Origin of the sequence: Micromonospora sp. DT31 (assembly GCF_049841795.1) — a bacterium.
Lineage (GTDB): Bacteria > Actinomycetota > Actinomycetes > Mycobacteriales > Micromonosporaceae > Micromonospora.
Genome location: NZ_JBNCKZ010000012.1, coordinates 115,670 through 135,079, shown reverse-complemented (window position 1 = coordinate 135,079; position 19,410 = coordinate 115,670). Strand labels below are relative to the sequence as shown.

Annotated in this window: 15 protein-coding genes; 6 read left to right on the top strand and 9 right to left on the bottom strand. The window is 73.8% G+C overall.

Annotated features, from left to right (window positions below; genetic code table 11):
• Positions 1–142: 142 nt before the first annotated feature.
• Positions 143–1,432, bottom strand: coding sequence for an aspartate aminotransferase family protein (locus tag ACLQ2X_RS20385; protein WP_425682646.1), 1,290 nt, complete (start codon positions 1,430–1,432; stop codon positions 143–145).
• Positions 1,433–1,634: 202 nt separating this feature from the next.
• The gene (locus ACLQ2X_RS20380; RefSeq protein ID WP_425682645.1) at positions 1,635–2,327 is read right to left on the bottom strand and encodes a Tat pathway signal sequence domain protein; all 693 of its coding nucleotides are present in this window, start codon (positions 2,325–2,327) and stop codon (positions 1,635–1,637) included.
• 323 nt (positions 2,328–2,650) lie between these two features.
• Between ACLQ2X_RS20380 and ACLQ2X_RS20375 the strand changes: the two genes are divergently transcribed.
• The 3 genes from ACLQ2X_RS20375 to ACLQ2X_RS20365 all read left to right on the top strand — a co-directional run bounded on the left by ACLQ2X_RS20375 (position 2,651) and on the right by ACLQ2X_RS20365 (position 4,865).
• Positions 2,651–3,406 carry a TetR/AcrR family transcriptional regulator gene (locus ACLQ2X_RS20375; protein ID WP_425682644.1) on the top strand — a complete coding sequence of 252 codons (756 nt, stop codon included), beginning with the start codon at positions 2,651–2,653 and terminating at the stop codon, positions 3,404–3,406.
• Between the two features lie 183 nt (positions 3,407–3,589).
• Positions 3,590–4,219: a DUF6230 family protein gene (locus ACLQ2X_RS20370; RefSeq protein WP_425682643.1), complete on the top strand. Its 630-nt coding sequence runs from the start codon at positions 3,590–3,592 to the stop codon at positions 4,217–4,219.
• Position 4,220: 1 nt separating this feature from the next.
• The gene (locus ACLQ2X_RS20365) at positions 4,221–4,865 is read left to right on the top strand and encodes a DUF6114 domain-containing protein (RefSeq protein ID WP_425682642.1); all 645 of its coding nucleotides are present in this window, start codon (positions 4,221–4,223) and stop codon (positions 4,863–4,865) included.
• Between the two features lie 2 nt (positions 4,866–4,867).
• Here the strand turns inward: ACLQ2X_RS20365 and murD are convergent, their stop codons facing one another.
• Positions 4,868–6,214: a UDP-N-acetylmuramoyl-L-alanine--D-glutamate ligase gene (gene murD / locus ACLQ2X_RS20360; RefSeq protein ID WP_425682641.1), complete on the bottom strand. Its 1,347-nt coding sequence runs from the start codon at positions 6,212–6,214 to the stop codon at positions 4,868–4,870.
• An 83-nt stretch (positions 6,215–6,297) separates the two neighbouring features.
• Here murD and ACLQ2X_RS20355 point away from each other — a divergent pair, with 83 nt between their 5' ends.
• Positions 6,298–7,647: a hypothetical protein gene (locus tag ACLQ2X_RS20355; protein ID WP_425682640.1), complete on the top strand. Its 1,350-nt coding sequence runs from the start codon at positions 6,298–6,300 to the stop codon at positions 7,645–7,647.
• A 17-nt stretch (positions 7,648–7,664) separates the two neighbouring features.
• Here ACLQ2X_RS20355 and ACLQ2X_RS20350 read toward each other — a convergent pair whose 3' ends face one another.
• Genes ACLQ2X_RS20350 through ACLQ2X_RS20340 form a run of 3 tightly spaced genes read right to left on the bottom strand, consistent with a single transcriptional unit; the run spans position 7,665 to position 11,865 of the window.
• Positions 7,665–9,500: a PucR family transcriptional regulator gene (locus ACLQ2X_RS20350; protein WP_425682639.1), complete on the bottom strand. Its 1,836-nt coding sequence runs from the start codon at positions 9,498–9,500 to the stop codon at positions 7,665–7,667.
• Between the two features lie 53 nt (positions 9,501–9,553).
• Positions 9,554–11,005 carry an argininosuccinate synthase gene (gene argG, locus ACLQ2X_RS20345; RefSeq protein ID WP_425682638.1) on the bottom strand — a complete coding sequence of 484 codons (1,452 nt, stop codon included), beginning with the start codon at positions 11,003–11,005 and terminating at the stop codon, positions 9,554–9,556.
• Between the two features lie 44 nt (positions 11,006–11,049).
• Positions 11,050–11,865 (bottom strand): TrmH family RNA methyltransferase, encoded by an 816-nt coding sequence (locus tag ACLQ2X_RS20340; protein WP_425682637.1) that lies wholly within the window; start codon positions 11,863–11,865, stop codon positions 11,050–11,052.
• Positions 11,866–11,972: 107 nt separating this feature from the next.
• On the opposite strand from ACLQ2X_RS20340, the gene ACLQ2X_RS20335 reads away from it, so the two are divergent.
• The gene (locus ACLQ2X_RS20335) at positions 11,973–13,811 is read left to right on the top strand and encodes a thiamine pyrophosphate-requiring protein (protein WP_425682636.1); all 1,839 of its coding nucleotides are present in this window, start codon (positions 11,973–11,975) and stop codon (positions 13,809–13,811) included.
• A 3-nt stretch (positions 13,812–13,814) separates the two neighbouring features.
• On the opposite strand, the gene ACLQ2X_RS20330 is transcribed toward ACLQ2X_RS20335, so the two are convergent.
• Both ACLQ2X_RS20330 and ACLQ2X_RS20325 read right to left on the bottom strand, forming a co-directional pair.
• Complete coding sequence (locus ACLQ2X_RS20330) at positions 13,815–17,018, bottom strand: AfsR/SARP family transcriptional regulator (protein WP_425682635.1); 3,204 nt, start codon at positions 17,016–17,018, stop codon at positions 13,815–13,817.
• Between the two features lie 109 nt (positions 17,019–17,127).
• The gene (locus ACLQ2X_RS20325) at positions 17,128–18,045 is read right to left on the bottom strand and encodes a hypothetical protein (protein ID WP_425682634.1); all 918 of its coding nucleotides are present in this window, start codon (positions 18,043–18,045) and stop codon (positions 17,128–17,130) included.
• Between the two features lie 149 nt (positions 18,046–18,194).
• Here ACLQ2X_RS20325 and ACLQ2X_RS20320 point away from each other — a divergent pair, with 149 nt between their 5' ends.
• Positions 18,195–18,827: a dTMP kinase gene (locus ACLQ2X_RS20320; RefSeq protein ID WP_425682633.1), complete on the top strand. Its 633-nt coding sequence runs from the start codon at positions 18,195–18,197 to the stop codon at positions 18,825–18,827.
• 24 nt (positions 18,828–18,851) lie between these two features.
• On the opposite strand, the gene ACLQ2X_RS20315 is transcribed toward ACLQ2X_RS20320, so the two are convergent.
• On the bottom strand, positions 18,852–19,409 hold the full coding sequence (locus tag ACLQ2X_RS20315; RefSeq protein WP_425682632.1) for a dihydrofolate reductase family protein: 558 nt from the start codon (positions 19,407–19,409) through the stop codon (positions 18,852–18,854).
• Between the last annotated feature and the right edge of the window lies 1 nt (position 19,410).

Here is a 19,410-nt window from a genome sequence, read left to right as displayed (position 1 = left end):
ACGGAAGGTATTACTGCTGAAGAATTTCTACGACAGTGCGACCCGGACCACAAGAGTTGATGGCCGATCCGTTACCCACGCCGCCCCAGGTCCGGCCGGAAGGCCCGGTGCGACCCGCCGTTGGGCGGGCCGCACCGGCTCCCTAGAGGGACGACCGGATCGCCTCGACCAGGATCGCCAGGCCCTCGCGGGCCTCGTCCTCGGTGAGCGTCAGCGGGGGGCCCATCCGGATCACGTTGCCGTACAGGCCGCCCTTGCCGACCAGCAGGCCACCGTCCCGGCACGCCTCGAAGACCCGCGCGGTCAGCGCCGGGTCCGGCTCGACGGTGCCGGGGTGGACGAACTCGACCGCGAGCATCAGGCCCTTGCCGCGCACCTCGGCGACCCGGTCCAGGCCGGCGGTGGCCGCGCGCAGGCCGTCGGCGAGGATCGCGCCGACCCGGGCCGCGTTGGCCTGCAGGTCGTGGTCGAGCAGGTAGTCGAGCACCGCGTTGCCGGCGGCGGTGGAGACCGGGTTGCCGCCGAACGTGGAGAAGCTGATCGCCGGCACCGACTCCAGCACCTCGGCCCGGCCGACCACGCCGGCCAGCGCGAAGCCGTTGCCGATGCCCTTGGCGAAGGTCAGCAGGTCCGGCGTCACGCCGTGTGCCTGGTAGCCCCAGAAGTGCTCGCCGGTGCGCCCCCACCCGGTCTGCACCTCGTCGCTGACCAGCAGGATGCCGTGCTCGTCGAGGACCTTCTTCCAGGCGGCGAAGAGCCCGTCCGGGCCGTGCACGAAGCCGCCGACACCCTGGACCGGCTCGGCGATCAGGCAGGCCACGTCGCCGGCGGTCTGGGTGGCGAGCACCTCGCGCAGGTCCTCCGCGGCCGCCTCGACCCGGTCGTCGGCGTCGAGGCGGGCCAGCAGGCCGCGCAGCCGCTCACCGGAGTGCAGCCAGGCCACCTGCAACGGGTTGAGCGCGCTGGCCGACCAGCCACGGTTGCCGGTGGCGCCCATCGTCGCGTACGACCGGCCGTGGTAGCTGTTGCGCACCGCGAGGATCTGGTGCGAGCGCCGGTGGTTCGTGGCGACCAGCAGCGCGGCCTCGTTCGCCTCGGTGCCGGAGTTGGTGAAGAAGACCCGGGCGTCCGGGATGCCGGAGAGCCGGGCCACCTTCTCGGCCAGTTCGACCTGCTGGCGGATCAGGTAGAGCGTGGACGTGTGCACGATGCCGGTGCGCAGTTGCCGCTCGACCGCCTCGCGGATCTCCGGGATGTCGTAGCCGACCATGGTGGTCAGCACACCGCCGAAGAAGTCCAGATAGGTGCGTCCGGCGGCGTCGGTCACCCGGCGGCCGGCGCCGGCGACCAGTTCCAGCGGTTCGGCGTAGTACAGCGGCATCCAGGACGGAAGCACGGCACGGTGCCGGGCCAGCAGGTCGTCGGAGGTCATCGGCGCACCCTTTCGCGGCGGTTCGGTCCCCGCACGCTCCCATCCCGACCGGGTAGGGACAACTGCCACTGTGTCGCGCGCGGAGGGCGACGGCCTGACACCACGTCAGGCGGGTACCGCCACGCCGGTGGGCCGGCGACGCATTGCACGCCGGTGGGCCGGCGCGCGGCGTGCGCCGCGAGCCGGCCGGTGCGCCGGGTGGTCAGGAGGCGTTGACGTAGACGGCCGGGCTGCCGGTCTTGCTGGTGTCCCGGATCGGCGAGTACGTGGCGGTGAAGTAGGCGGTGCCGAAGCACAGCGACGGGCCGGAGAACTTGGTCAGCGGCTGGTTGGTGAAGGTGATCGAGTTGGTGGCGTTGGACGCGGTGCCGACGAGCTTGTTCGTGCTGGTCCGGTAGACGCAGGTGATCGTGCCGAGCAGGGAGCTGAGCACGACGGTGCTCTGGATCGGCGCGGTCGCGGTGCCGGAGATGGTGACCACGCCGGCGCTGGTGACCGAGGTGGCGTAGGGCAGGTTGTTGACGGCCACGCTCTGCACGCCGGTGGTGCCGAAGATGTTCGTCGTGCAGCTGGTGAACGACTGCGCGGTGAGGCTCTCGGTGGCGGTGCCGGGGGCCGTGGGGTTGGTCAGCACCTTGGCGCTGAACGTGGACGCGGCGCACCTGACGCCGGTGCTGCCGCTCGTCGAGTTGTAGAACGTGGCGTTGGTGCCGGTCTTGAGGCTGGCCTGGATGACGTCGTTGACCGAGACGGCGGTGCCGCCCGCGGTCGGGTAGGTCAGCACGGCGCTGGCCAGGGACGTGGTGGGGGCGGCGGAGGCGGGGGTGGCGCCGACCAGACCGGTCAGCAGCGTCAGGGCGGCGAGGGCCGCGCCGAGGCGTCCGTACCTGGGCATGGTTCTTCCTTCCGGTGGTGGAGCGGGAACGTGCGGCGGCGTCCGGACGGACGGGGCCGGTGGGCGGCCGAGGTCGGGCCGCCGTCGGTGGTGCGTCGGCGGGCCTCAGCGGGCCCGGCGGCGTGGTGCGGTGCGGCGGTGCCGCGTCACCTGGCTCTTCCCGGCCTTGGGCGGACGGGTGCGGGCGCCGATAATGGCTGACATCCGATCCTCCTTCGACGCGTGACCGGAGATCACCAACGGTGACGAGACACGAACTGAGCGTGTCGAAAGTTATAAACCCCGGAGGGTCGCAAAGTCAACGCATCCAGAAAGGTCGATGAGTGACGCTGCCGCCCCCACCACCGACCACCGCCACCCTGCCGGGCGCCCGGCACGGTCGTGACCCGGACCGCGCCATCAAGCGCGGCCCGCGCCGCGTGCCGGCCGAGGAGGTCGCCGCCACGCAGCGCGACCGCCTCTTCGACGGGCTGGTCCGCGAGGTCGCGAGCCGGGGGTACGACAGCGCCCGGGTCACCGACATCTGCCACGCCGCCGGGGTCACCCGGCCGGCCTTCTACGCCCTGTTCAGCGGCAAGCAGGACGCGTTCCTGGCGGCGTACCGGCACGGGGTCGCGGTGGTGTCACAGCTGATGGAGGACGCCTACCGGCAGGCCGGTCCGACGTGGCCGGACGCCGCCCGGGCAGCCCTGCGCATGCTGCTCGACGTGCTGGCCAGCGTGCCGGCGTTCGCCCGGATGGCGCTCGTGGAGGTGGACGCGGCCGGGCCGGACGCCTGGCGGGAACGGGACGCGCTGCTGCACAGCTTCCGCCGGTTCTTCGCCGACGCGGGCCCGGCCCCCACGGGAGTGGACCGGGCGGCACTGGTGTCCACAGTGGTCGGTGGTATCCACGCCACCGTCCGGGAACGGGTGGCGCAGGGTCGGGCCGAGGAGTTGCCGCTGCTGCTGCCCGCGCTCACCTATGCGGCGACCGCGCCCTTCCTCGGCCGGGACCAGGCACGGCGGGCCGCGCGTGCGCAGGGCCCCGAGGACGGGCCGGCGGCGACCGCGCCGTGCGCACCCGGCGGCCAACCCTGACCGATGACAAACCGCTGCGGTTTTTCACTTTGGCTACATTTCGCACATGACGCCGATCTATTAGCTACATATTGTTGACCGCCCCTTTACTCGGCGGTAACTTCGGCCTGCGCCCTCCGGCGTGACACCCCGCGCGAGAACCAGCTCACACCGTCGCGGGAATTGATCTCGAGAGGAGTCGGAATGGCGGATCAAATCGAACACGACGACGCGAACCAAGCAGGTGGCGGCGTGCGCTGGCGCCGATTCGCCGTCACGCTCGGCACCGTGGTGGCCGGCGCCGCCGGCATGGTGGTGCTTACCGCCCAGGGTGTGCTCGGCGCGCAATTTGCCATCTCGGGAATGCCGTTCACCGTCACCGCCGACAGGCTGGAGGGCACCGGCTTCGAGCAGTTCGCCACGCTCGACCAGATGATCCCGGACAGCCCCAACCAGGGCGACACCGGCGGCCAGGTGCTCGTCATCGTGTCGGCGATCGACAAGGCCGAGCTGACCAACCTCTGCCAGAGCATCAACCTCGGCGGCACCAACCTGCGGATCACCGCCGGCAACGCCGGCAAGCCGGTCAGCGCCCGCACCCTCGTGGTCGACGGCGACGAAGTCGCCGGCAACGCCTCGTTCAAGAACATCAACGTCGGGCAGGACGCCAGCACCGTCGACCAGGTGCCCGGGGTCAAGGGCAACCCGGGCGTCTTCGCCCAGCAGGCCGACACGGTGACCATCACCAAGCTGCGGCAGAACAACTACGCCACCACGGCCGCGGTCTTCACCCTGCCCAACCTGCGCATGGGCTTCAGCTCCGACGGGTGCTGAGGTGACCGCCGGACAGCACACCGCGCCGGCCGCCGGTGTCCGCGTACGTTGGCGGCATTGGCGGCGGGCCCGGCCGTTCACCGCCGGGCTGCTCATCGCGCTCGGCGGCGCGGAGATGCTGGTGACGCTGCGCGCGCCGCTCGGGGTGCTGCTGCACATCGGCCCGCAGGGGCTGGCCGCGTACCTCGTGCCGGCCGTCCTGGTGATCTGCGGGGTCCTGCTGATCACCACCCCGCAGCAGCGGGTCTTCTACGCGCTGCTGTCCCTGCTGCTCGGGCTGGTCTCCTGGCTCACCTCCAACCTGGGCGGCTTCCTGATCGGCATGCTGCTGGCGCTCGTCGGCGGGGCGCTGGCGTTCGCCTGGACCCCGACCGGGCGGCGCGTCGCTCCGGCGACGGTTCCCGGGCCCCGGGAACCGGCCGACGACACCCGGCCCACGCCGGAGTCGGGGGACGACACCCGGCCGGCGCACGACAACCCGCTCGTGGACGACATCATGCCGGCGCACGACGACCGGCCGGCGCACGACATCATGCCGGCGCACGAGGACGGGCCGGCGCACGACGACCGGCCGACGGAGCGGATCGACCGGATCGCGCCGACCGAACCGGGATGGTCCCGGGGCGCCCCGGCCGACCGGACCTGAACTCAGCGGGCCGTGTCGGCGACCGCCTGCGCGAACACCTCCGAGCGGTGCTCGAAGTTGCGGAACCGGCCGTAGCTCGGCGCGGCCGGCGACAGCAGCACCACCCCACCGGCCGGGGTGAGCTTGCGGGACAGCCCGACGGCCGCGACCAGGTCGTCGGCCAGTTCGGTACGGACCGTCGGCAGCCCGGACAGCGCCTCGACGATCCGAGGGCCGCTGTCCGGGATGCCGATCACGGTGATCTCCCGCTCGGCGAGGTGCTCCCGCAGCGGGCGGTAGTCCAACCCCCGGTCGGTGCCGCCGACGATCACGGTCAGCGGCCGTCCCTCGTACGCGTCGATCGCGTGCATGGCCGCGTACGGGCTGGTGGCCAGCGTGTCGTCGACGAACGTGAGCCCGGACGGGTCGGGAATCTCGGTGAGCCGGTGAGCCAACCCCTGGAACTCGGCCACCGCCACGGCGAGGCTGTCCCGCCGGGCCACCACGTCCACGCCGAGCGCGTCGAGCACGGCCAGCGCGACACACAGGTTGCCCTCGTTGTGCCGCCCGACCAGCGGCAGCACCCCGCGCGCGAACAGCGGCGTGCCGCGCAGGTGGAACCAGGGCGTCCCGTCCGGACCGGACGTCACGTGGGTGGTGTCCGGCAGGCCGGCCCGCACCACCGGGCGGTCACCCAGCTCCGCCGCCAGCCGCGGGTCGGTGCCGTTGACCACCACGGTCTGCGGACCGTGGGCGAGCAGGTTCAGCTTGTCCCGGTAGTACTCCCGTTCCCCGCCGTGCGCGTCCAGGTGCTCGGGGAACAACGCGGTCACCACCGCCACCCGGGGTGAGTCGGTCAGGTCGGCGCACTGGTAGCTGGACAGCTCCAGCACGTAGCGCTCCGCCTCCGGCAGGTCCAGCAGCGGCACGCCGATGTTGCCGCCGAACACGTTCGGCCGGTCCATCGCGGTGAGCAGGTGACTGATCAGGCTGGAGGTGGTGCTCTTGCCCTTGCTGCCGGTCACCCCGACGGTCCGGTCGGCGTGGTCGGCCATCCACAACGCGCTGCCCTGGGTCACCGGCACGCCGCGACCACGCAGCTCGACCATCCACGGATGGGTGCTCGGGACCCCCGGCGACCGGACCACCACGTCGGCGGCGGCCAGCCGCGCGAAGCACTCCCCGCCGGTGGCCAGCGGCGCGGCTGCGGCGAGCGGCCCCTCCCAGGTCAGCGTGCCGGCGTTCGCACTGTCGTCGACGACCACCAGACCGGCCGGGCCGTGCGCGGCGATCGCCGTCACCGCGGCCCGGCCCTCGCGGCCGGCGCCCCAGACGGCGACGTGCCGGCCGCGCAGATCAGACAGGCGCACGGGCTCTCCTCGGACTCGGTGGCTGCTCGGACGGGGTCGGCCCAGCCGGACACGGGTGGGCGAACCAGGGCCTAGTATGGCGTGTGCCCAACGAGCAGCTGCGGCGGATGGACGCCTTCACCTTCCCGTCCTACTCGATCGACTTCGCCACCGGTGAGGTCCTGTTCGACTACGCCCTCACCGGTCCCGACGGCGAGCGGCGATTCACCGAGGTGCTCACGCTTCCGGTGCCCGCCGAACCGGTCGACGACGCCACCGCGGCCACCCTGGCCCGGGTCCTGGAACTGCTGCACGTGGTGGCCGGGGTCAGCTACTACAAGGCCGCCGCGCCGCCCCGGCTGCTGCTGCCCGCGCCCCTGGGCGCCGCCGCGGTCGAGCTGGTCACCGCCGTCTACACCAAGGGCCTCGCCGAGTACGCGTACCGCAACGAGCTGCCGCACGTGCTCAAGCTGCGCCCCGAGGTGCCGTCCGGGACCGTGGAGCCGGCGACGCCACTGGACAACTCCGACCGACGTCCGCTGTCGGCGGTGGGCGGCGGCAAGGACTCCATCGTGTCGCTGGAGGCGCTGCGGCGCGCCGGCCTCGACCCGGTGCCGTTCTCGGTCAACCCGAACCACGTGATCGTGGCCGTCAACGAGGCGTCCGACCTGGTGCCGCTGGCCGCCCGGCGGCGGCTGGACCCGGTGCTGTTCGACCTGAACGCGGCCGGCGCGCGCAACGGCCACATCCCGGTCACCGCGATCAACTCGCTGATCGCGGTCGCCACCGCCGTGCTGCACGGCCTCGGGCCGGTGGTGATGTCCAACGAGCGGTCCGCGTCCGACCCGAACCTCACCTGGCAGGGCCACGAGATCAACCACCAGTGGTCCAAGGGCGTCGAGGCCGAAGGGCTGCTGCGGGCCGCGCTGGCCGAGCACGCCGGGCTCACCGAGCCGTACTTCTCGCTGCTGCGCTCGCTGTCCGAGCTGCACATCGCCCGCCTGTTCGCCGGGATCGACCGCTACGACGCGGTGGTGACCAGCTGCAACGCCGCGTTCAAGCTGCGCGACGCGAGCGAACGCTGGTGCCGCGACTGCCCGAAGTGCCGCTTCGTGTTCCTGGCCATGGCCCCGTTCATGCCCCGGGAGCGGCTCACCGGCATCTTCGGCGGCGACCTGCTCGCCGACGCCTCCCAGGTCCCCGGCTATCGGGAACTGCTCGGCGTCGACGGGCACAAGCCGTTCGAGTGCGTCGGCGAGGTGGCGGAGTCGGTGGTGGCGTTGAGCCTGCTCGCCCAGCAGGACCAGTGGCGGGACGCACCCGTGGTCCGCGCCCTGGTGGCGGCGCTGCCGGACACCGCCTGGTCGGCGGCGGCCACCGCCGACGTGTTCACCCCCGGCGGCCCGAACTTCGTCCCCGCCCCGTACGCCAAGGCCCTGCAGAACCTGACCTGAGTCTCCGGCGGCGGCGGTCACGGGCTGCGGACGGCGTCCAGGGCCAGCAGGGCCACGTGCAGGGACAGGCACCGGTCCACCGAATCGAGATCGGCGTTGAGGATGCGGCCGATCCGGGCCAGCCGTTCGTAGAAGGCCGGCCGGGACAGGTGGGCCGCGGCCGCCGCGGCCGACTTGTTCCGCCCCTGCTCCAGGTACGCCCGCAGGGTGCCGAGCAACTGCTCCCGGGGGTGCTGCGCGTCGTAGGCCAACAGGGGGCCGAGTTCCCGCTCGACGAACGTCTGCAGCCGGGGTTCGTCCCGCAGCAGGTGCAGCAGGCCGGCCAGGCCGATGTGCGGCAGCCGGTAGCAGGGCAGGTCACGTGGGTCCCGGCGGGCCGCCTCGGCGATCTGCCGCGCCTCGACCAGGGAGCGGCGCGCCTCCCGCAGGCTGCCCACCCCGGAGCCCGCGGCCACCACGAACGGCGGGCGCGCCGGCACGTCGAGCGGCCGCGCCGCGGCAGTCGCCTCCGCCGGGCGGCCGGCACGCGGCGCCGCACGGGAGGCGACCTCCACCGCCTCCGCCGGACGCCCGGGACGGGGGGCGGGCGCCGGTCGGGCCGGGGCGGCGTCGAGGCGTACCCGGCGTAGCGCGGCGGCGAACGCGGCGAGCGCCTTCTCCTCGCCGGCCGGGTCGGGCAGGGCGAGCAACGCGCCCACGGCCTGGTCGTCGACGGGACTGGTCAGCGCCGTCAGGTGGGCCTCGCGGACGGCCTGGCCGACCGCCTCGGCGAGGTCGCGCAGCCGCGCCGGACCGGCCTCCGGGCCGGCGGCGTCGGCGCCGCGCCGCCCGCCCCGTCGCGCGTGACCCGCCTCGTCGTCGGCGGCGTCGCCGGCCGACTCGTCGCCACGGTGCCGGACCACCACGCCGACCAGGTGACGACTGTCCAGGACGACGCCGAGCGCCTTGGCGCGCAGCGCCACCTCGTCGACCGGGCGGGAGTGGTCGATCAGCGCGGTGAGCAGCGTGCGGTGGATCTGCCGTTCCAGGCCCTCGGCGTCGCGCCGGATCAGCCGGCCCAGCGCCAGGGTGGAGGCGGCCCGCTCGATCAGGATGGTCAGCCGGGTCGGCGGGGCCGCCTCGGTCGCCGGCCAGCGCAGCAGCAACCGTCCCCAGTCCTGCCCGCGCGCGCCGACGGTGGTGACCAGCCAGCCGCTGTCCGGGTCGTACGCGGTGCGCCCGTCCGGGCGGATCCGCCGGGAGTGCTGCTCCCAGCCGTCCAGCAGCAGCTCCGCGCTCTCCCCCGCCGGGTCGTACGCGAGGACCTGCCGGGACAGGTTCTCCAGCACCACCGGGCAGCCGGCAAGTTCGGCGGCCTGCCGCAGCACCTCGGCCGGTTCGGCGCCCTCCACGGACAGCTCGGTGAACCGCTGGTGGATCTCCTCGGTGGCGCGCAGCTCGGCGAGCTGGGCGTCCACGACCAGCCCGTGCACCGCCTCGGTGATCCGGACGAACGGGGTGGCCCGGCGCAGTTCCACGAGCGGCAGGCCGCGCCGTTCGGCGGCGGCGACCATCACCCGGGGCACCGCGCTGACGTACCGGCGGCCCAGCTCGACGACCAGCCCGGAGGCGCCGACGTCGGCCAGCCCGCCGATGAACGCGCGCAGCCCGGCGTCGTCGGCGGGCAGCCCGATGCCGGTGGTCAGCACGAGTTCCCCGCCGCCGAGCAGGGTGGGGATGTCGGGCACCTCGGCGATGTGCACCCAGCGCACCCGGCGGTCCAGCCCGGCCTCCCCGGCGACCAGGCGTGGCATGCCATGGCGCACGGGCACCAGGGCCAGCACCTCACGCACGGTAGGGAACACGGGCGACACGCTATCCTGCGCCGCCCATGTCACCGACACACCCGCCCGGCGCGGGGACGCGCTCAGTCGACGCCGAGTTCCATGGCGGCGCGGTCGAGCGCCTCGTCCTCGGCGGAGGCGACGCCCCGGGAGGCGATGGCCTCGGCGCCGCCCTGCGGCATCGCGCCGATCAGCCCGGTCGAGGCGGCCTGCGCGGCGCCGACCATCCGCTGCGGGTTCCCGCCGCCGACCATGCCGACGGAGGCGTACTGCTCCAGCTTCGCCCGGGAGTCGGCGATGTCCAGGTTGCGCATGGTGAGCTGGCCGATCCGGTCGGACGGGCCGAACGCGGAGTCCGTCGTGCGCTCCATCGACAGCTTGTCCGGGTGGTAGCTGAACGCCGGACCGGTGGTGTCCAGGATCGAGTAGTCCTCGCCGCGGCGCAGCCGCAGCGTCACCTCACCGGTGACCGCGGTGCCGACCCAGCGTTGCAGCGACTCGCGCAGCATCAGCGCCTGCGGGTCGAGCCAGCGGCCCTCGTACATCAGCCGGCCGAGACGGCGGCCCTCGTTGTGGTAGTTGGCGAGCGTGTCCTCGTTGTGGATGGCGTTGACCAGCCGCTCGTACGCGGCGTGCAGCAGGGCCATGCCGGGGGCCTCGTAGATGCCCCGGCTCTTGGCCTCGATGATCCGGTTCTCGATCTGGTCGGACATGCCCAGGCCGTGCCGGCCGCCGATGGCGTTGGCCTCCAGGACCAGGTCCACGGCGCTGCCGAACTCCTTGCCGTTGATGGTCACCGGACGGCCCTGGTCGAAGCCGACGGTGACGTCCTCGGTGGGGATCTCCACCGCCGGGTCCCAGAACCGCACGCCCATGATCGGGGTGACCGTCTCGATGCCGGTGTCCAGGTGTTCCAGGGTCTTCGCCTCGTGCGTGGCGCCCCAGATGTTGGCGTCGGTGGAGTATGCCTTCTCGGTGCTGTCCCGGTAGGGCAGGCCGCGTTCGAGCAGCCATTCGGACATCTCCTTGCGTCCGCCCAGTTCGGTGACGAAGTCGGTGTCCAGCCACGGCTTGTAGATGCGCAGTTGCGGGTTGGCCAGCAGGCCGTAGCGGTAGAACCGCTCGATGTCGTTGCCCTTGAACGTCGAGCCGTCGCCCCAGATCTGCACGTCGTCGGCGACCATGGCCCGCACCAGCAGCGTGCCGGTGACGGCCCGGCCCAGCGGGGTGGTGTTGAAGTAGGCCCGCCCGCCGGAGCGGATGTGGAACGCCCCGCAGGTCAGGGCCGCCAGGCCCTCCTCGACCAGGGCGGCGCGGCAGTCGACCAGGCGGGCCACCTCGGCGCCGTAGCTCAGGGCACGGCCGGGCACCGAGGCGATGTCGGGCTCGTCGTACTGGCCGATGTCGGCGGTGTAGGCGCAGGGGACGGCGCCCTTGTCGCGCATCCACGCGACCGCGACCGAGGTGTCGAGGCCGCCGGAGAAGGCGATGCCGACACGTTCGCCGATGGGCAGGGAGGTGAGAACCTTGGACACAAGGAAGATTATGCATCAGCTCGCATGGTCATGCAAGCCGGTCGTCAGTCCGGGATCGGATCGTCCCGACCCAGCTCCCAGAACGCCACTGCCGCCGCGGCAGCCACGTTCAACGAGTCCACCCCACGCCGCATCGGCAGCACCACCCGCACGTCACTGGCCGCCTGGGCGGCCGCGGTCAGGCCCGGCCCCTCGGCCCCGAGCAGCAACGCCGCCCGCGCCCGCTGCGCCGCGCTCAGCCGCTGCACCGGTACGGCATCCGGCGCCGGCGTCATGGCGAGCACCGTGAAACCCGCGGCGCGCACCTGGTCCAGCCCGTCGGGCCAACGGTCGAGCCTGGCGTACGGCACCGCGAACACCTCACCCATGCTCACCCGCACGCTGCGCCGGTAGAGCGGATCGGCACAGGTCGGCGACAGCAGCACCGCGTCGACGCCGAGCGCCGCCGCGCCCCGGTAGATCGCTCCCAGGTTGGTGTGGTTGTTCACGTCCTCCAGGATCACCACCCGCCGGGCGGCGGCCAGCACCTCGGCGGTCGACGGCAGCGGTGTGCGGTGGAACGAGGCCAGCACACCCCGGTGCACGTGGAAACCGGTGACCCGCTGGAGCACCTGCGGCACGGCCGCGTACACCGGCGCGTCGCCGGTGTCCAGGTCGGCGAGCTGGTCCACCCGCTTCGCGTCGACCAGGAACGACCGGGGCGGATAGCCGGCCCGCAACGCCCGCCGCAGCACCAGCTCCCCCTCGGCGATGAACAACCCGTGCGGCGGCTCCCAGCGGGTCCGCAGCTCCACGTCGGTCAACGCGCGGTAGTCGGCGAGTCGGTCGTCGTCGGGGTCGGTGATCTCGTGGACGGGCACCCGACGATTCTCCCCGGTCCGCCGGGACGCCCCACCCCGGGCCGGGTTTCCGCGGTACGAGGTGGGGAACCGGGGCGGAAGGCGGACGGCGACGAAGGGACACCGCAATGGGCGCGGACCGAACCGACGACGGCACACTCCCCCACGACGCCACCGTCGCCGACCACCTGGTGGCCCGGCTCGCGCAGTGGGGCGTGCACCGCTACTACGGCTACCCCGGCGACGGCATCAACGGCATGACCTCGGCGCTGCAACGCGCCGCCGGCCGGGCCCGCTTCATCCAGGTCCGGCACGAGGAGACCGCCGGATTCGCCGCCGGCGCGCACGTCAAGTACGGCGGCGGGCCGCTCGGCTGCGTGCTGGTGACCAGCGGCCCGGGTGCGATCCACGCGCTCAACGGCCTCTACGACGCCAAGCTCGACCACCAGCCGGTGGTGGCCCTGCTCGGGCACACCGCGCTGCCCGCCGAGGGCGGCGGCTACTACCAGGAGGTGGACCTGCTCGCGCTCTACAAGGACGTGGCGTCGGCCTTCCTGGCCCAGCTCGACGACCCGTCCCAGGCCCGGCACCTGGTGGACCGGGCCTGCCGCACCGCGCTGGCCCGGCGCACCGTGACCGCCCTGATCCTTCCCGCCGACGTGCAGGACGAGCCGGCGGTGCCGCAGCCGCCGCACGCGCACGGCTACTACCGCACCAGCGCGGCGCCCAGCAGCCCGCCGACCGTGCCGCCGCCGGCCGACGTGCGCCACGCCGCCGATGTGCTGCGCGGCGGCGAGCGGGTGGCGATGCTGGTCGGGCAGGGCGCGCTCGGCGCCGAGGAGGACGTCCGCCGGATCGCCGACCGGCTCGGCGCCGGGGTCGCCACCGCGCTGCTCGGCTTCACCGCAGTCGACCACCGGCAGCCCTGGGTGACCGGCGCGATCGGCCTGCTCGGCAGCCGCCCGAGCTGGCAGCTCATGCGCGAGTGCGACAGACTGCTGATCGTCGGCAGCCAGATGCCCTACTCGGAGTTCTACCCGCCGGAGGGGCAGGCCCGGGCGGTGCAGATCGACATCGACGGCACCCGGATGGGACTGCGCTACCCGACCGAGGTGAACCTGACCGGCGACGCCGGACCGACCCTGCGCGCCCTGCTCGACGAGCTGGGCCCCGGCCCGGCGCCGACCGCCTGGCGGGCCACCGTCGCCGACGCCACCGGCAAGTGGCGGGCCGCCCAACGGGAACTGGCCGCGCAGCCGGCCGACCCGGTCAACCCGCAGTCCCTGTTCGCCGCCCTCGACGACGTGCTGCCCGACGACGCGATGCTCGCCGTGGACTGCGGCACCGCCACCGCCTGGTACGCCCGCCACCTGCGGGTCCGCCCGGGCATGCTGGCCAGCCTCTCCGGCACGTTGCTGTCCATGGGCGGCGGCCTGCCGTACGCGCTGGCGGCGAAGTTCGCCCACCCGGACCGGCCGGTGATCGCGTTGCTCGGCGACGGCGCGATGCAGATGAACGGCGTCAACGAGCTGATCACGGTGGCGAAGTACTGGCGGGAGTGGGCCGACCCCCGGTTCGTCGTGCTGGTGCTCAACAACCGGGACCTCGCGTTCGTCAGTTGGGAGCAGCGCTCCGGCGAGGGCACGCCGAGGTTCCCGGACAGCCAGGACCTGCCGGACGTGGCGTACCACAGGTGGGCGGAGGTGCTCGGGCTCGGCGGCGAGCTTGTCGACTCCCCCGAGCAGGTGCCCGGCCTGTGGCAGCGGGCGCTCGACGCCGACCGACCGGTGGTGGTCAACGCGGTGGTGGACCCGGCCGAGCTGATGCTGCCCCCGCACTTCACCGCCGAGCAGGCCCGCAAGACGGCCGCCGCGGTGCTGCGCGGAGACAGCGACCGGGCCGGCATCCTGCGCCGTGGGGTGCCCGCCGCGATCGCCACGTACCGGCCCCGCCGCGGGGGTCGCTGATCCTCAGGGCCACCGCTCGGCCAGGCGCTGCCCGACGTCGCGCGCCGTGGCGGTGGCGCCGATCCGGACGGCCACCGCGTGGGCCCGCCCCCAGGCGTTCCGGGCGGCGTCGGCGTCGGCCAGCCGCTCGGCGGCCCGGGCCAGGTCCATCAGCGCCTCCAACTGGAACAGCGGGCTGGCTGTCAGGTCCTCGACGGCCCGTTCCAGCCGCACCCTGGCCTGCGCCGGTTCACCGGACATCAGGCTGAGCCGGCCCCGGGCGTACCTCGCGTACGCCAGGTACGCCGCGACGTTCGTCTCCCGCGCCCGCTCCAGCGCGGCGTCGGCGTACCCGGCCGCCTCGGTGAGGCACCCGTGCCCGGCCAGCATCGCGGTGACCTCGCTGAGCAGCGCCGCCTCACCCAACCGGTCACCGTGCCGCCGGACCAGCTCCAACGCCTCCAGGTAGGCTGACCGGGCCTCGTCCACCGCGCCCTGGTGCTCGTGCCAGCGGCCCAACGCGCGCAGGCTCAACGCGAGCGGCCGGGTCGTGCCGGCGGCCCGCAGCAGCGCCACGGCCCGGGCCAGGGTCTCCCCCGCCGCCGGGTCGCCGTCCTGCATCTGGAGCACACCGAGGCGGGCCAGTTTCGGTGCGCCGGCGACCGGGTCGCCGGCCTCCTGGTACAGCCCGATGGAACGCACCAGGCTGGCACGGGCCGCCACCCGGTCCCCCAGCGCCTCGTACACCTGATGCTCGACCCCGGCGATGTCGGCCCGCAGCCAGGGCTGCCCCAACGTCTCGGCGATCTCGTGGGCCCCCCGCACGTGCCCGAGCGCGGACTCCAGGTCGCCGCCGATCAGGGCGGCGAACGCGACGCAGACCCGCATCCGGGCGATCCCCTCCGGATGTCGCCGCCGTTCGGCGACCGCCAGCCCGGTCCGGGTGATCCGGACCAACTCGTCCAGGCGGGCGTCGACGACCAGGTGGTAGTCCCAGTTCCAGGCCACCGCCCAGGCGTAGTCCTCGTGGCCGGGGCTCGCGGCGGCCTGCTCGACGGTGGCGAGCAGGGCGGCCCGCTCGGCGCCGAACCAGCGTCCCGGATCGCTCAGGTGCGCGTCGGTGGCCGCCGGTGACCTCGGCAGATCCGCCGCGAGGCCGGGGTTGCTCTCCTCGCTGAGCGCCAACCGGGCCTGCTCGGTGAGGGTGAGCCAGGTCCCGAAGACCCGCTCCAGCAGCCCGGCCCGCTCCTGCGGTGTCTCCTCGCGCGCGGCGCGTTCCCGGGCGAACGCCCGCACCAGGCTGTGCAGGTGGTAGCGGGGTTGGCCCAGTTCGTCCGGCCCGGTCACGGTGACCAGGTTGGCCTCCACCAGGGCGGTGACCGCGGACGCGCCGTCGCCGTCGCCGTCGCCGTCGAGCAGCACGGCGGGCAGCCACGGCGGGGCGTCGTCGAGGTCCAGCACCGCCAACCGGCGCAGCATCCGGCGGGCCGGCACGTCCAGGGCGACGTACGCCGAGTGGAACGCGGCCCGGACGCTGCGGTCCGCACGGGTGAGATGGTCGAGCCGGTGCGACAGCCCGGCGAGCTGGGCCGCCGCCTGACGCAGCGACAGCAGGTCGGGAATCGCCAGCCGGGCCCCCACGATGCGCACGGCCAGCGGCAGCAGACCGCAGTGCCGCACGATCGTCGACGCCGCGTCGGATTCGGCGGCGACCCGGTCCGCGCCCACGATGCCGGCGAGCAGCCGCAGCGCGTCGGCCTCGGGCAGCGGTTCCAGCCGCACCTGGCCGGCGCCGTCGAGGTCGACGAGCGCACCGCGGCTGGTGACCAGCACGACCGCGTCGGTGCCGGGCAGCAGGGGGCGGACCTGCGCGGCGCGCGCCGCGTTGTCCAACAGCAGCAGCCCGGGCCGGTCGGCCATCGTCGCCCGGAACAGCGCCGCGCGTTCCTCCAGGTCCGCCGGTATCCGCGCGCCGGGTACGCCGAGCGCCCGCAGGAACCGGCCGAGCACCTCGACCGGGGACAGTGGCTGGTCGTGCCCGGACAGGTCGGCGTAGAGGTGCGGTCCGGGGTACGCCGGGCCGAGCCGGTGGGCGATCCGCACCGCCAGCGCGGTCTTGCCGACGCCGGGCAGGCCGCTGATCACCGACACGCCGACCTTCGGCCGCCGGGGCAGCCCGTCGAGGACCGCCACCACCTCCTGCCGGCGGCCCACGAAGTCGACGAGTTCGGCCGGCAGCATCCGGGGCGGTGGTCTGCCGTCCCGCTCCGGCGCGGCGGCCGGCAGCGCATCCGGCGCAGCGTCCGGGGCGGCCGGCGCCGCACGGTCCTCCTGCCGGGCTCCCGGCGAGCCGGTGGGGTGACGTGCTGCCGGCGCGGTCGGCGCGGGTGGCCCGGCCCCGGGCGCGGCCGGCCCGTCCCCCGTGTCCGTCGGCGCCGGCGCGGCGAACGGCCCGCTGCCCGGTGCCGCCCGAAGACCCGGGTCGTTGCGCAGGATCAGGTCCCGCAGCCGGATCAGCTGCGCCGTCGGATCGACGCCGAGTTCGTCGGCCAGGCGGCGGCGAAGCTGGTCGAACCGGTCCAACGCCTCGCCCTGCCGGTCCGCCAGGTAGAGGGCACGCATGAACTGGCCGACAAGCGACTCGCGCCACGGGTACGCCTCGACCAGCTCGGTGAGCCGACCGATCACCTCCTCGTGCCGGCCGAGGCCCATCTCCAGGTCGAGGCACCGCTGCACCACCGCCATCCGGCGTTCGTCGAGACGCTGCGCCGCGGCCGCCAGCACGGGGGTACGCAGGCCGTCGAGCGCCTGCCCCCGCCACACCGCCAGCGCCTCCCGCAGGCCCGCCACCGCCGCCTCCGGCCGCCCTTCACCGACGCGCCGCTCGGCCCGGTCGACAAGATCCTCGAAGACGTCCAGGTCGAGCGGACCGTCGACGGCGCTCAACAGGTATCCGGAGCCGTGGGTGCCGATGACCTCATCGGACAGACCGGCCGCCCGCATCGCCCGGCGCAACGCGGCCACCCGGTTGCGGACCTGCACGTCCGCGCTCGCCGGCGGATGGTCACCCCACGCGGCGTCGACCAGCCGGGACAACGGGACGACGCGGTCGGCCTCCAGAAGCAGGGCCGCCAACAGTGCCTGACTACGCGGACCACCAACATGCACCGCCCGGTCGTCGACGCACAGCTCGACCGGGCCGAGCAGTCGAAAAAGGACTGCCGGCACCTATCGCTCCCCCCGAAGCGCGCGGACCCGGGCGACCACGATCATGAATCGTGCTCACCCTTGGCCCTCCACCCTAGACGAGCAGGGCGATGTCAGGGGGTGACGGCGTTCAGCCGGCGGGTGCCGGTTGAGTGCGCGACCCTCGGCCGGAGGGGGCCCGCCGGCGTCGCCGGGAGTGCCGTCGGTAGAACGTGACCAGGAAGATCACTTGCGGGGTCCCCTCGACGAGGATGACGACCGCCCCGTCCACCGCGGCCAGGAGGCTGCCACCGGTCATCCCGGCCAGCACGGCCGAGCCGGCCCGGATCGCGCCGTGCACCACGATCGGGATCCCGAACGCCACGAAGCTGGACAGCGCCACCGTGCTGCCGGCCACGACCGTCACCGCGTAGATGCGTACCGCCCGGCGTTCGTGCGGCGGCAGGTCGGCGGTGGGGTCACCGGCCGACGCCGCCACCCGGTCGGGCAACACCGTGTGGAGCACGCGACGCGCCAGGTGCCGGGCATAGGCGAACCCGTCCTGGAACAGGTTGCGGCACCGCAGCAGGTCGAGCAGGACGAAGTAGCAGTCGGTGCGCATGTAGACGTGCAGTTGCAGAGCCATCGACATGACGACCACCAGGACCACGACGGACAGCAGCCCTTCGACAAGCGGGTGCGGCCGGACGTAACCGATCACCAGCAGTTCGGGCCGGCGTACCACGGTGGCCAGCGTGACCGCGACCAGCGCGACGTAGGCCACCTTCGCGGCCGGGCCGAAGAGCCAACTCACGTGCACCGCCCGCAGGCGGGGCAGGTGCGGCCGGTCCGACCGGTGCGGATCGTCCACCCGCCGGCCGTCGATCTCGGCGGCCAGACCCGCCTCGCCCAGCGCCGACACCAGGTCCACGAGGTCGAGTTCGACGTCGTACTCGGTGGCGATCCGTTCCTCGGCCACGCCGACCGGCGTCCCGGCGTCCAGCAGCCCGACGGCCCGGACGCCGATCGCCGGCAGTTCCACGAACTCGCCGACCTCCGGCCGGTCCACCACCACGGTGTCCGGTCGTCGTCGGACGGCCGGACCTGGCGCGGATGGAACCGGACCAGGCTGCCGGTCGTCGCCGTCGACGCGGCCGCGTTGTCCGTCATGGTGGTCATCCGGCCGCCCTTGCGGGCTTCCGGCTACCCTCTAGAGGCATGAGCCGTCCCGTGATGATCGCGCTGGTCGGCGTCGACGGCTCCGGCAAGACGACCCAGGCGAAGGCGCTCGCGCGACGCCTGAACCGGCAGGGTGTCCGGGCCCGGTACTTCGAGAACGCCGGCGGGCGGCCACTGTGGAACCGGCTGGCGCGGGCCCTCGGCCGGGCGGACGGGGTGGCGCTGTTCGGGCGTACCGGCTATCCGGTCCTGGAGGCGGCGGTGCGGGCGCTGGCCATGGCCCGCACCGTGGCGGTGGCCCGGCTGCGCGGCGACGTGGCGGTGCTGGACCGGTGGACGTGGTGCCAGGACGTGGTCCTGACGGCCCGGGGTGACCGGGGGCGGCGGACGGTCCGAGCCGCGTACGCGGTCTTCCCGCGCCCGACCGTGGTGTGCTTCCTCGCCACCTCACCCGAGGAGGCGCAGCGCCGGGTGGCCGCCCGCGGCATCGACACCGAGGAGCTGGCGCACCTGCGCGCGCTCGACGCCGCCTACCGGTCGCTGCCGGAGTTCCCGTCCTTCGTGGTCATCGACGGCGACGCCGGCCCGGACGAGGTGGCCGCCGCGCTGGACGCGGCCGTGCGGTGTCAGGTGTTGGACGCGGCGAGCGGGGAGGACCGCGCTGCCGGTTAGCTGGCGGCGACGGCGTCCCGTGATTCAGCGCGCGCGGCGGTAGTGCACGGCCACCGCGCCGTTGCGCAGCGGCTTCGCCGAGAGCAGCTCCAGCTCGCGCGTGCCGGCCAGCCCGCCCTGGTATAGCGTCGGACCGTGGCCGGCGATCCTGGGATGGACGAGCAGCTCGTACTCGTCGATCAGGTCCAGCCGGTCGAGCGCGGTCGCGAGCTTGCCGCTTCCGAGGAGGACCCCGGCCGGGGTCGCGTCCTTGAGCTTCTGCACGCCCTCGCGCAGCTCACCGGCGACGTGGTGGCTGTTGGCCCACGGAAAGTCCGTGCGCGTCGACGACACCACGTACTTGGGTTTGGCCTCCAGCTTGACCGCCCACTCGCGTATGGCCGGCGGCGCCTCCACGTCACCGCGGGCGACGGCCGGCCAGTAGCCCTCCATCATCTCGTAGGTGACGCGACCCCACAGCATCGCCCCGCCGCCGTCCATGAGACGGGTGAAGTAGGCGTGCGTCTCGTCGTCGGCGATCCCCTCCTGGTGGTCGACACAACCGTCCAGGGTGACGTTGATGCTGAAGGTGAGCAGTCCCATG